Source organism: Pseudomonas sp. M1 (assembly GCF_022760135.1).
In the GTDB taxonomy this organism is placed as follows: Bacteria; Pseudomonadota; Gammaproteobacteria; order Pseudomonadales; family Pseudomonadaceae; genus Pseudomonas; species Pseudomonas citronellolis.
Genome location: NZ_CP094343.1, coordinates 2905413 through 2917614 on the forward strand (window position 1 = coordinate 2905413; position 12202 = coordinate 2917614).

Below are 12202 nucleotides of genomic sequence, written 5' to 3' on the forward strand. Positions count from 1 at the left end.
AGGGTTTGATGTTATGGCGTTAGCCGGCAGCCTCGGCGCTTTGGAGTGCGCTGATATTTCCGCGTTAGCCGGCTTGTACCGAGTTGCCGGCTGACACCAAGTTCTTTCTCGGCACGAACGGCCCCCTCTCCCTCTGGGAGAGGGCTGGGGTGAGGGTTGCGGGCCTGCAGCAAACACCCAAAACCCCATCTGGGCACCCCCAAAAAAAGCCCCAGCCTGGCGCCAGGGCCGGGCCGCCATCCGCGGCCCAAGGTCAGAGGCTCCTGTTTTCAGTGACGCCCGAGGAAATCCATCAGCAGCGCATTCACCGCTTCCGCCGCCTCCATCTGCAGCATGTGCGCCTGTTCCGGCAGCACGTGGACTTCGGCGCTCAGGCCCTGGGCGTGGCTGGCCGGGATGATGGCGTCGGCCTCGCCCCGGATCACCAGCGCCGTGTCCACGCCTTCCAGGCGCTTGTACTTGAGCATGTCTTCCAGCATCTGCCGGTTCACCAGCGCGGCGTCGGAGAACAGCTGTACCAACTGCGGCTTGAGGGCATTGGCCAGCCCCGAGCGCCAGGCCCTGCTCGACGCCCTGGTGCGCCACCGCTGGCAGCCGGGCCCCGCGGCCCAGGCCCTGGGCATCTCGCGGGCAACGCTGTACCGCCGGGTGAAGCAGCACGGCATCGAGATGCCTCGGGCGAAACGCGAACCCGCCTGCTCTTCGCACGGCGGAAACCATGGCCCGGCAGGCTCCCCCTACGGGAAGCCTGCGCCTTATACCCTGCCCAGCCTGATGGTCAGCGGCCAGCTCACCTGGCGCGTTTCCACCTCGCCCCAGGCCGCCTGCAACTCCCCGCGCAGCGCCTCGACCGGGTCCTGGCCGGTGGCCTGGCGGTAGCTGGCCACCGCCGACCAGCTGTACAGGTAGTCGACCAGGCGCTGGAAACTCCACTGCGCCTCCAGGGCGAAGGGTGGCGTCTCCACGCGCTCGAAGGGGAAGGGGATGGTTTCGTAGCCGGTCTCCACATGCTTGCGTTCCGGCGCCCAGTAGGGGCCGACCAGGTCGTGGTAGAGGTGGCGGATCAGCGCGTCCAGGCGCTCGTCGATGTTCAGCAGGTTGTAGGAGACCACCGCCAGCAGCGCGCCGGGGCGCGACACGCGGCGCACCTCGGCATAGAAGCGCTCGACGTCGAACCAGTGCAGGGCCTGGGCCACCAGGGTGAGGTCGACGCTGGCCGGCTGCAGCGAGGTGCTTTCCGCCGGTTCGCAGCGGTAATCGATGTTGGCCTCGCGGGGGGCCTGTTCCAGCTGCTTGGCGTTGATGTCGGTGGCCACCACCTGCTGGAAGTGCCGGGCCAGGTCGAGGCTGGCCTGGCCCGAGCCGCAGCCGCAATCCCAGGCCAGGGCGGTGGAGGGCGCCACCTGCGCCAGCCAGGCGAAGAACGCCGGATCGTAGGTCGGGCGACCGGTGCGGTAGGCGTCGGCCTGCTGGCTGAACAGCTGGCGGGTGTCGGTCATGGGGGAGCTCCGGGGGCGGCGGGCGGGGGACTATCTTGCCGGTGGGGGTGGGAGGGGCTCAAGGGGCGGAGTCAGCTCGATGCTCCGGCACAACCGGGAAACTCCGTTCGCGAGCAAGCTCGCTCCTACAGGTGCAGGAGATATGCTGTCGTAGGATGGGTTGAGCGAAGCGATACCCATCGCCACGGCCACATGGGTTTCGCAAGCTCAACCCATCCTACGAAAAGCACCTCGGCGCAGCGGGCATAAAAAAGCCCCGCGATCAGCAGCGTGCGTCGCGGGGCCAAGTGGCCGGAGAGTGGCCAGGGAGGAACCTGTCAGGCCCGGGGTTGCCAGCCGCCGCCGAGGGCCTTGTAGATGGCGACTATGCCGCGGTAGACGTCGACTTCGGCCAGGGCCTGGGCGTCTTCGGCGGCCAGTTGTTCGCGCTCGGCGTCCAGCAGGTTTAGGAAGTCCAGGGTGCCTTCGCGGTATTGCACGCCGGCCAGTTCGGCGGCCTTGCGGCTGGCCTCGGACTGGCGCACCAGCACCAGCATGCGCTGCTGGCGCTTGCCGTAGTCGCTGAAGGCGTTGGAGGACTCTTCCAGGGCCAGCAGCACCTGCTGCTCGTAGCTGGCGAGCGCGGCGTCGGCGTCGGCCCTGGAGGCGCGCAGGCGGGCGCGCACGCTGCCCAGGTCGAAGGCGGCCCAGCTGATGGTCGGCGCCACGCCCCAGGCGCGGGCCGCGCCTGAGCCTATCTGCGAGCCGCGCCCGGCGGTGTAGCCGAGGAAGCCGCCGAGGCTCACCCGCGGGAACAGGTCGGCGGTGGCCACGCCGACATCCGCCGTGGCCGCGGCCAGCCGGCGTTCGGCAGCGGCGACGTCGGCGCGGCGGCGCAGTAGGTCGCCCGGGTCGCCGATCGGCAGGGCCTTGGCGATGGCCGGCAGCTGCCTGGGCGAGAGGTCCACCGTCAGCTGGTCCGGGCGCTGGCCGAGGAGGGTGGCGATGCGGTTGCGCTGGCGCACTTCCTCGGCCTGCAGTTGCGGCAGGGTGGCTTCGGTGGCGGCCAGGCGCGCCTCGGCGCGCTGCACGTCCAGTTCGTTGCCCACGCCGTTGTCGCGTAGCTGGATGGTCAGGTCGCGGGATTCGCGCTGGTTCTTCAGGTTGTCGCGGGCGATGCCTTCGCGCAGCTGCGCGCCTCTCAGCTGCCCGTAGGCGTCGGCCAGCTCGGCGACCAGGCTGACCTGCAGCTGCTGCAGGTCGGCCTGGGCGGCCTGGCTCTGGGCGTCGGCCGATTCCAGCTCGCGGCGCACGCGGCCGAACAGGTCGACTTCCCAGATCATGTCCAGGCCCAGGTCGTAGCGCTCCTGGTTGACGCGGTCCTCGGTCTGCCCGGGCACCTGGCCCTTGCCGATCTCCGAGGAGACGCGGCTGGTCACGGTGGGGAAGCGGTCGTTGGAGACGTCGTCGCGGATCGCCCGCGAGGCCAGCACGCGGTCGTAGGCCACGCGCAGCTCGCGGTTTTCCTGCAGGGCCTGGTCGACCAGCTGGCTCAGCACCGGGTCGTCGAACTGTTTCCACCAGGCGTCCTCGAAACGGCTGCGGTCGAAGACCGCTGCGCCGGTTTCGAGCTTGGCCGGCGCGGTGTCCGGCTGCTTGTAGTCGGGGCCGACCATGCAGGCGCTGAGGCTCAGGGCCAGCAGCGCCGGGGCGAAGTGTTTCAGGTTCATGCGTGGCTGGCCTCGTGGGTCAGGCGGGCTTGTTTCTTCGCTTCGCGGGCTTCCATGAAGCGGCGGATGAGGACGTAGAACACCGGTGTCAGCAGCAGGCCGAAGAAGGTCACCCCGAGCATCCCGGAGAACACCGCGACGCCCATGGCATGGCGCATCTCGGCGCCGGCGCCGGTGGACAGCACCAGCGGCACCACGCCCATGATGAAGGCGATGGAGGTCATCAGGATCGGCCGCAGGCGCAGGCGGCAGGCCTCCAGCACGGCGGCGACGCGGTCCATGCCTTCTTCCTGCTTGTCCTTGGCGAACTCGACGATGAGGATGGCGTTCTTGCACGCCAGGCCCACCAGCACGATCAGGCCGATCTGGGTGAAGATGTTGTTGTCGCCGCCGGCGACGATCACGCCGCCGATGGCCGACAGCAGGGTCATCGGCACGATCAGGATCACCGCCAGCGGCAGGCCCCAGCTCTCGTACAGCGCGGCCAGCACCAGGAAGGCCAGGAGCACGCAGAGCGGGAAGACGAAGGCCGCGGTGTTGCCGGCGAGGATCTGCTGGTAGGTCAGGTCGGTCCACTCGTAGGTCATGCCGTTGGGCAGTTCCTGCTTGAGCAGTTTCTCCATCGCCGCCTCGGCCTGGCCGGAGCTGTAGCCGGGCGCCGCGGCGCCGTTGATCTCGGCGGTGATGAAGCCGTTGTAGTGCATCACCCGGTCGGGGCCGGAGGTGTCGCTGATCTTGATGAAGGTGGCCAGGGGGACCATTTCACCCAGGTTGTTGCGCACCTTCAGCTGGCCGATCTGTTCCGGGTCCAGGCGGAAGTTCTGGTCGGCCTGGACGTTGACCTGGTAGGTGCGGCCGAAGCGGTTGAAGTCGTTGGCGTACAGCGAGCCCAGGTACACCTGCAGGGTGTCGAAGATGTCGCTGATGGCCACGCCGTGGGTCTTGGCCTTCTCGCGGTCGATGGCGGCGTCCACTTGCGGCACGTTCACCTGGTAGCTGGTGAACACCGACATGGGGTTCAGCTCGGGCAGCGCGCGGGCCTTGGCGAGGATGTTCTGGGTCTGCGTGTAGAGCTCCTCGTAGCCCAGGCTGCCGCGGTCCTCGACCTGCACGCGGAAGCCGCCGATGGTCCCCAGCCCCTGTACCGGCGGCGGCGGGAAGATGGCGATGTAGGCGTCCTGGATGTCGGCGAACTGCTTGTTCAGCTCGGCGGCGATCTCGCCGGCGGACATGCCCGGGCCCTTGCGCTGGTCGAAGTCCTTCAGCGGGGTGAAGACGATGCCGCTGTTGGGGCTGTTGGTGAAGCCGTTGATCGACAGGCCCGGGAAGGACACGGTGTGCTCGATGCCCGGGTGCTTGCCGGCGATTTCCGACATGCGCTTGATCACCGCCTCGGTGCGGTCGAGGGTCGCCGCGTCGGGCAGCTGGGCGAAGGCCACCAGGTACTGCTTGTCCTGTTGCGGCACGAAGCCGGTCGGGGTGCTGGAGAAGCCCAGGTAGGTGAGGGCGATCAGCCCGGCGTAGATGAACAGGGCGATGGAGCTGCCGCGCAGCACGCGGGTGACGGTGCCGACGTAGCCATGGCTGGCGCGGTCGAAGAAGCGGTTGAACGGGCGGAACAGCCAGCTGCCCAGCAGCTTGTCGAGGATCAGCGAGAAGCGGTCCTTGGGCTCGTGGTGGCCCTTGAGCAGCACGGCGGCCAGCGCCGGCGACAGGGTCAGCGAGTTGAATGCGGAGATCACCGTGGAGATCGCGATGGTCAGCGCGAACTGCCGGTAGAACTGCCCGGTGAGGCCGGAGATGAACGCGGTCGGCACGAACACGGCGCACAGCACCAGGGCGGTGGCGATGATCGGCCCGGTCACTTCCTTCATGGCGCGCTTGGTGGCCTCGATCGGCGTCAACCCGAGGCCGATGTTCCGCTCGACGTTCTCTACGACCACTATGGCGTCGTCCACCACGATGCCGATGGCCAGCACCAGGCCGAACAGCGACAGCGCGTTGAGCGAGAAGCCGAAGGCGTGCATCACCGCGAAGGTGCCGATCAGCGACACCGGCACGGCGGCCAGCGGGATGATCGAGGCGCGCCAGGTCTGCAGGAACAGCACCACCACCAGCACCACCAGGATCAGCGCTTCGAACAGGGTGTGCACCACCGCTTCGATGGAGCCGCGGACGAAGATGGTCGGGTCATAGACGATGGAGTAGTCCACGCCCTGGGGGAAGGCCTTCTTCAGTTCGGCCATCTTCTCGCGCACCTCGTTGGAGATGGCGATGGCGTTGGAGCCGGGGCGCTGGAAGATCGGGATGGCCACCGCCGGCTGGTTGTCCAGCAGCGAGCGCAGGGCGTACTGGCTGGAGCCCAGTTCGATACGGGCGATGTCCTTCAGGCGGGTGATCTCGCCGTCAGGGCCGCTGCGGATGATGATGTTCTCGAACTCTTCCTCGCTGACCAGGCGGCCCTGGGTGTTGATCGACAGCTGGAAGCTGGTGGCGCTGGGCGCGGGCGGCGCGCCGAGGGCGCCGGCGGCGACCTGGCGGTTCTGCTCGCGGATGGCGTTGACCACGTCGGTGGCGGTCAGGTTGCGCGAGGCCACCTTGTTCGGGTCCAGCCACACGCGCAGCGAGTAGTCGCCCATGCCGAACAGCTGCACGTCGCCCACGCCGTCCAGGCGCGCCAGCTCGTCCTTGATGTTGAGGATGGCGTAGTTGGACAGGTAGAGCATGTCGTAGCGGTTGTCCGGCGAGGTCAGGTGCACGACCATGGTCAGGTCGGGCGAGGCCTTGTCGACGGTGATGCCGATGTGGGTGACCTCTTCGGGCAGCTTCGGCTCGGTGCGCGTCACGCGGTTCTGCACCTGTACCTGGGCGTTGTCCAGGTCGGTGCCCAGGGCGAAGGTGATGGTCAGCGTCATCTTGCCGTCGGCGGTGGACTGCGAGGACATGTAGAGCATGTTCTCGACGCCGGTGATGGCCTGCTCCAGGGGCGCGGCGACGGTCTCGCCGATCACCTTGGGGTTGGCGCCGGGGAAGGTGGCGCGCACCACCACGGTGGGCGGCACCACTTCGGGGTATTCGCTGATCGGCAACTGGAACAGCGAGATGGCCCCGCCGATCAGGATGATCAGCGAGAGCACGGCGGCGAAGATCGGCCGCTGCACGAAGAATTGCGAGAAGTTCATGGTTCGTTCCTGGCGCGCGGGGCGCTAAACCCTGGGCAAAAGGTCACCCGCGACCCTGGGTGGGGCCAGGGCCGGGTACTGCGTTGTCGATGTGCCCCGCTCAGGGGCGGGTCGTCGTCAGATGCGGCTGGGCTTGCCCGGCGACTGTTCGGCGACCTTCGGCGGCTCGCTGTCTTCCACCGCCTGGCGCGAGCGGGCGAGGGCGGCGAGGGTGTCCGGACTGGCCATGGGCACACCCTGGGCATCCACCTCGGCGCCGGGGCGCACGCGCTGCAGGCCGTTGACCACGATGCGGTCGCCCTTGGCCAGGCCGCTGCGGACGATGCGCAGGCCCTCCAGCTTCGGCCCCAGCTCGATGGCGCGGTAGGCCACCTTCTTGTCGGCGCCGACCACCAGCACGAACTTTTTGCCAAGGTCCGTGCCGACCGCTTCGTCCTTGATCAGCGCGGCGTCGTAGGTGCCGGAGCCGACCAGCTTGATGCGCGCATAGAGGCCGGGGGTGTAGAGGCCGTCCTTGTTGTCGAACACCGCGCGGCCGCGGATGGTGCCGGTCTTGGGGTTGACCTGGTTGTCGAGGAAGTCCAGGCGGCCCAGGTGCGGGAAGCCGTCCTCGCCGGTCAGGCCGAGGTACACCGGGGTGCTGCCGCGGGCGTCCGGGCCGCCGGCGCGGGCCATGGCCACGTACTTCAGGTAGACGCGCTCGTCGGCGTCGAAGTAGGCGTAGACCTTGTCGGTGGAGACCAGGGTGGTGAGCAGGCTCTGCCCGGAATTGACCAGGTTGCCGGCGGTGACTTCGGCGCGCGAGACGCGGCCGTCGATGGGCGCGGTGATCTGGGTGAAGGACAGGTTCAGCCGGGCGTTGTCCAGCTCGGCCTGGGTCGCCGCGACCTGGGCGCGGGCTTCGGTGGCGGCGGCGCTGCGGGCGTCGGCCAGCTCGGCGGAGATGGCGTTGGTGGCGCGCAGGCGGTCGCCGCGGGCGGCTTCGTTGGCGGTGCGCGTCTGGTTGGCGCGGGCCTGCGCCAGTTGGGCCTCAAGGCGATGGACCTCGGCCTGGAACGGGCGCGGGTCGATCTGGAACAGCAGGTCGCCTTTCTTCACCAGGGCGCCTTCGCGGAAGGTCACCTTGTCGATGTAGCCGGAGACGCGCGGGCGCAGTTCGACGGATTCGGGCGCCTCCAGGCGGCCGGTGAACTCGTCCCACTCGTTGACCGGCTGCTCGATGACCTCGGCGACGCTGACCTTGGGCGCGGGCATGTTCTGCGCGGCTTCCTGGGGCTTGCCGCAGGCACTGAGCACCAGGACGGCGGCCAGTGCCAGGGGGATACGCAAGGGTTTGAGTGAACGCTCCATGGGGAAGACTCCGGCATTTTTTCTGTAATGGGCGGAGTCTGCGTTCCAGGCGTCTAAGTCGCTAATCGAACGGGAGCATTCTTATTATCACGGCCAGTGATAAACCCTGTTGCATTATCCGTATCAATCGATGGGGGATTTTCTGCTACTCGCTGTGCGGTGGACCGTTTGCGTACATGGATTCAGGGAGCTTCCAGGTTTCGCTTCACGCCGAACGGTCCCCTCTCCCGCTTGCGGGGGAGGGTTAGGGAGGGGGCGCGGAGTGCAGATTCGGCAGCGGAGTGTCGGCGAAGTCCGCAACCCTCACCCCAGCCCTCTCCCAGAGGGAGAGGGGGCCGTCCGGCGCGGGCGGCGAAGCCGGAGTCATCCTGATATGCCGGAGGCGTTATGCGCCCCAGGCTACAGGAGAGACGCCATCGTAGGATGGGTTGAGCGAAGCGATACCCATCGCCATGACCGAGCGATAGCGGCGCGGGATCAGGCCTTGGCCAGGCGGGCGCGGGCCACGCGCGAGCCGTTTTCCTTGCCGAGCACCTGGCAGATGCGCTGGCCGGCGGCGATCAGGGCGTCGAGGTCGATGCCGGTGTGGATGCCCAGGCCGTCGAGCAGGTAGAGCACATCCTCGGTGGCCACGTTGCCGGTGGCGCCCTTGGCGTAGGGGCAGCCGCCGAGGCCGGCGACCGAGCTGTCGAACACGGCGATGCCTTCCAAGAGGCTTGCGTAGATGTTGGCCAGGGCCTGGCCGTAGGTGTCGTGGAAGTGCCCGGCCAGGCGTTCGCGCGGCACGCGGGCGCCGACCGTTTCGAACATGGCGCGGGTGGCGCCGGCGGTGCCGACGCCGATGGTGTCGCCCAGGGACACTTCGTAGCAGCCCATGGCGTCCAGCTCGGCGGCCACGGCGGCCACCTGCTGCACGTCCACTTCGCCCTGGTAGGGGCAGCCGAGCACGCAGGACACGTAGCCGCGCACGCGGATGCCGTGCTCGCGGGCGGCGTCCATCACCGGCACGAAGCGCTCCAGGCTCTCCTTGATGGAGCAGTTGATGTTCTTCTGCGAGAAGGCCTCGGAGGCGGCGGCGAACACCGCCACTTCCTTCACCCCGGCCTCCAGCGCGGCCTCGAAGCCCTTGAGGTTGGGCGCCAGGGCGGCGTAGGTGACGCCGGGTTTCTGCCGGATGCCGGCGAAGACTTCGGCCGAGCCGGCCATCTGCGGCACCCACTTGGGCGAGACGAAGCTGCCGACCTCGACGTAGGCCAGGCCGGCGGCGCTCAGGTCGTCCACCAGGCGCACCTTGTCGGCGACGCTGATGGGCTGTTTCTCGTTCTGCAGGCCGTCGCGCGGGCCGACTTCGACCAGGCGGACGTGTTGGGGCAGGGGCATGCTGGGTCCTCGTTGTGTTCTGTGGGGGAGGGTGCCGGGCTCGGCCGTTGCCCTCTCCCTAACCCTCTCCCTGAAGGGAGAGGGGACTGTCCTGCGCAGCGGTGGCTTCCGGCTCACACGGACGGTCCGCATGGCACGAATGCTCCCTCTCCCTTCAGGGAGAGGGCTGGGGAGAGGGGCTCTTCGGCTGTTACGCCGAAGCCTCTTCCAGTTCGACCAGCGCCGTACCCTCGGCCACCAGTTCGCCTTCGCTGCAATACAGCGATTTCACCACGCCGGCGTGCGGCGCGCGAATGCTGTGTTCCATCTTCATGGCTTCCAGCACCACCAGGGCGGCGCCGGCTTCCACCGTTTGGCCGGGCTGGACCAGGATGCGCACGATGCTGCCGTTCATCGGCGCGCCCAGGCCGCCGTGGTGGGCGTGGGCGGCCTCGGCTTCGGCGATGGCGTCGTAGCGGCGCACCGGCACCAGTTCGCCCTGCCATTCCAGGTACAGGCTGTCGCCCTGGCGCAGGGCCAGGTGGCGGCGGCGCAGGCCGTCGAGGTCCACTTCCAGCCATTCGCCCTTGAGCGTCGCGCCGCGCACGCCATCGGCATGGCGCAGGCGCACCACCTGGGACTCGCCCTTGGCCAGCAGGTGCAGGTCGGTTTCCCCCGGCAGGCCGCTGCGCCAGCCGTCGCGGGCGCTCCACGGGGAGTGGGCGTCGTCGTTGCGCACGCGTTCGGCTTCGCTTTGCGCCCAGGCCTCGCCGGCCAGTTGCCAGAATTGCGGCGGCAGTTCGCCGGGCGCCGGCAGCAGTTGTTCCTGGTGGCGGGCGATGAAGCCGGTGTCCAGTTCGGCGGCGGCGAAGGCCGGGTGGGCCAGCACGCGGCGCAGGAACGCCAGGTTGGTCTTGAAGCCGCCCACGGCGGTTTCGCCAAGCATCGCCAGCAGGCGCTGACGGGCTTCCTCGCGGTTCTCGCCCCAGGCGATCAGCTTGGCCAGCATGGGGTCGTAGAACGGCGAGATGTCGTCGCCCTCGCGGATGCCGCTGTCCACCCGGCGGCCGGGGCCGGCCGGCGGTTCGCGGTACAGCGCCAGGTGGCCGCTGGCGGGCAGGAAGCCGCCTTCCGGGTCCTCGGCGTAGAGGCGCACTTCGATGGCGTGGCCGTTCAGCGGCACCTGTTCCTGAGTGATCGGCAGCGGCTCGCCACGGGCCACGCGGATCTGCCAGGCCACCAGGTCGAGGCCGGTGATGGCTTCGGTGACCGGGTGTTCCACCTGCAGGCGGGTGTTCATCTCCATGAAGAAGAACTGGCCGCTGCCTTCGTCGTAGAGGAACTCCACGGTGCCGGCGCCGACGTAGCCGATGGCCTGGGCGGCGCGCACGGCGGCCTCGCCCATGCCGCGGCGCAGTTCCACCGAGAGGCCGGGGGCGGGGGCTTCCTCCACCACCTTCTGGTGGCGGCGCTGGATCGAGCAGTCGCGCTCGTTGAGGTACAGGCAGTTGCCGTGCTTATCGGCGAACACCTGGATTTCCACGTGGCGCGGCTTGGTCAGGTATTTCTCCACCAGCATGCGCGAGTCGCCGAAGCCGGACTGCGCTTCGCGCTGGGCGGATTCCAGGGCCTCGGCCAGCTCGCTTTCGCGCTCCACCACCTTCATGCCCTTGCCGCCACCGCCGGCGGCGGCCTTGAGCAGCACCGGATAGCCGATGCGCGCGGCTTCGCGCTGGAAGGTCGGGTAGTCCTGGGCCTCGCCGTGGTAGCCGGGCACCAGGGGCACGCCGGCGTCTTCCATCAGCGCCTTGGCCGCGGACTTGCTGCCCATGGCGTCGATGGCGCTGGCCGGCGGGCCGAGGAACACCAGCCCGGCCTCTTCGCAGGCGCGGGCGAAGCCGGCGTTCTCCGAGAGGAAGCCGTAGCCGGGGTGGATGGCCTGGGCGCCGGCGGCCTTGGCCGCGGCCAGCACGGCGTCGGCGCGCAGGTAGGATTCGGCCGGCTTGGCGCCGCCCAGGTCGATGGCGATGTCCGCCTCTTCGACATGGCGGGCGTGGCGGTCGGTGGCGCTGTGCACGGCGACGGTGGTCAGGCCCAGGGCCTTGGCGGTGCGCATCACCCGGCAGGCGATCTCGCCGCGGTTGGCCACCAGTAGCGTTGTAATCATTGTTTTGCTCCGTTGAAGAGCTGGAAGCCGGAAGCTATAAGCTGGAAGCTGGAGAGCACTCCCCGCTTCAAGCTTCCGGCTTCAAGCTTCTAGCTGCTCTTCTGCCATTTCGGTTTGCGTTTCTCGAGGAAGGCGTGCAGCCCTTCCTGGCCTTCGGGGCTGATGCGGATGCGGGCGATGGCGGCCTCGGTGTAGCGGCGCAGGTTGGGGCTCAATTCACCGCTGCCGATTTCCTGGAACAGCGCCTTGCAGGCCACCAGCGCGGCCGGACTGTTGTTCAGCAGGTTGGCGACCCAGGCCTCGACCTTCTCCTCCAGTTCCTCGGCGGCGTAGCACTCGTCCAGCAGGCCCAGCTCGCGGGCGCGGGCGCCGTCGAAGCGCTCGGCGGTGAGGGCGTAGCGGGTGGCCGCGCGCTGGCCGATGGCCTTGGTCACGAAGGGCCCGATGGTCGCCGGGATCAGCCCGATGCGCACTTCCGACAAGCAGAACTGCGCCTGCTCGCTGCCCAGGGCCATGTCGCAGCAGGCCACCAGGCCCACGCCGCCGCCGAAGGCCGCGCCCTGGACCACGGCCAGGGTCGGTTTCTTCAGCAGGTGCAGGTTGTTCAGCAGCTCGGCCAGTTGCTGGGCGTCGGCGAGGTTGCCCTGGTAGTCGAGCTTCACCGCCTCCTGCATCCAGGCCAGGTCGGCGCCGCCGCAGAAGTGCCTGCCGCGGCCGCGCAGCACCAGCAGGCGCACCTCGGCGTCGTCGGCCACCTGGTCCAGCGCCCGGATCAGCTCGGCGATGGTCTGGGCGTTGAAGGCGTTGTTCTTGTCCGGGCGGTTCAGCCACAGGGTGGCGACGCCGCGGTCGTCTTTCTCTAGCTGGATGTTTTCGTAAGTAGGCATGGTCGTTTCCTGGCTGGAAGCCGAAAGCCGGAAGCTGGAAGCGAAAGCC

The 12202-nt window shown here is 68.7% G+C and carries 7 protein-coding genes and 2 pseudogenes; 1 reads left to right on the forward strand and 8 read right to left on the reverse strand.

Translation table 11 applies throughout. From position 1 onward, the window contains the following. Window positions 1-269 precede the first annotated feature (269 nt). Window positions 270-539, reverse strand: a pseudogene (locus PM1_RS13130) (acetoin dehydrogenase dihydrolipoyllysine-residue acetyltransferase subunit); the annotation flags it as partial. A 7-nt stretch (window positions 540-546) separates the two neighbouring features. On the opposite strand from PM1_RS13130, the pseudogene PM1_RS13135 reads away from it, so the two are divergent. After that, window positions 547-675 (forward strand): annotated as a pseudogene (locus PM1_RS13135) (helix-turn-helix domain-containing protein); the annotation flags it as partial. 80 nt (window positions 676-755) lie between these two features. Here the strand turns inward: PM1_RS13135 and PM1_RS13140 are convergent. From PM1_RS13140 to PM1_RS13170, 7 genes are all read right to left on the reverse strand, one after another. After that, window positions 756-1499 carry a class I SAM-dependent methyltransferase gene (locus PM1_RS13140; RefSeq protein ID WP_009622698.1) on the reverse strand — a complete coding sequence of 248 codons (744 nt, stop codon included), beginning with the start codon at window positions 1497-1499 and terminating at the stop codon, window positions 756-758. Between the two features lie 317 nt (window positions 1500-1816). Next, on the reverse strand, window positions 1817-3208 hold the full coding sequence (locus PM1_RS13145; RefSeq protein ID WP_009622697.1) for an efflux transporter outer membrane subunit: 1392 nt from the start codon (window positions 3206-3208) through the stop codon (window positions 1817-1819). Continuing rightward, window positions 3205-6390 carry an efflux RND transporter permease subunit gene (locus tag PM1_RS13150; RefSeq protein ID WP_009622696.1) on the reverse strand — a complete coding sequence of 1062 codons (3186 nt, stop codon included), beginning with the start codon at window positions 6388-6390 and terminating at the stop codon, window positions 3205-3207. Before PM1_RS13150 ends, PM1_RS13145 begins: the two co-directional genes overlap by 4 nt. A 117-nt stretch (window positions 6391-6507) precedes the next feature. Beyond that, window positions 6508-7740 carry a multidrug efflux RND transporter periplasmic adaptor subunit MexE gene (gene mexE / locus PM1_RS13155; RefSeq protein ID WP_009622695.1) on the reverse strand — a complete coding sequence of 411 codons (1233 nt, stop codon included), beginning with the start codon at window positions 7738-7740 and terminating at the stop codon, window positions 6508-6510. Window positions 7741-8217: 477 nt separating this feature from the next. Beyond that, entirely contained in the window at window positions 8218-9120 is a 903-nt protein-coding gene (locus tag PM1_RS13160; protein WP_009622694.1) for a hydroxymethylglutaryl-CoA lyase, read from the reverse strand. Window positions 9121-9310: 190 nt separating this feature from the next. Beyond that, window positions 9311-11266 carry an acetyl/propionyl/methylcrotonyl-CoA carboxylase subunit alpha gene (locus PM1_RS13165; protein WP_009622693.1) on the reverse strand — a complete coding sequence of 652 codons (1956 nt, stop codon included), beginning with the start codon at window positions 11264-11266 and terminating at the stop codon, window positions 9311-9313. A gap of 89 nt (window positions 11267-11355) precedes the next feature. Next, entirely contained in the window at window positions 11356-12153 is a 798-nt protein-coding gene (locus PM1_RS13170) for a gamma-carboxygeranoyl-CoA hydratase (RefSeq protein WP_009622692.1), read from the reverse strand. Window positions 12154-12202 lie beyond the last annotated feature (49 nt).

Bases quoted from the DNA above. Each gene is read 5' to 3' on its own strand.
- PM1_RS13140 (WP_009622698.1), bottom strand. From the start codon at position 1,499: ATGACCGACACCCGCCAGCTGTTCAGCCAGCAGGCCGACGCCTACCGC.
- PM1_RS13145 (WP_009622697.1), bottom strand. From the start codon at position 3,208: ATGAACCTGAAACACTTCGCCCCGGCGCTGCTGGCCCTGAGCCTCAGC.
- PM1_RS13150 (WP_009622696.1), bottom strand. From the start codon at position 6,390: ATGAACTTCTCGCAATTCTTCGTGCAGCGGCCGATCTTCGCCGCCGTG.
- mexE (WP_009622695.1), bottom strand. From the start codon at position 7,740: ATGGAGCGTTCACTCAAACCCTTGCGTATCCCCCTGGCACTGGCCGCC.
- PM1_RS13160 (WP_009622694.1), bottom strand. From the start codon at position 9,120: ATGCCCCTGCCCCAACACGTCCGCCTGGTCGAAGTCGGCCCGCGCGAC.
- PM1_RS13165 (WP_009622693.1), bottom strand. From the start codon at position 11,266: ATGATTACAACGCTACTGGTGGCCAACCGCGGCGAGATCGCCTGCCGG.
- PM1_RS13170 (WP_009622692.1), bottom strand. From the start codon at position 12,153: ATGCCTACTTACGAAAACATCCAGCTAGAGAAAGACGACCGCGGCGTC.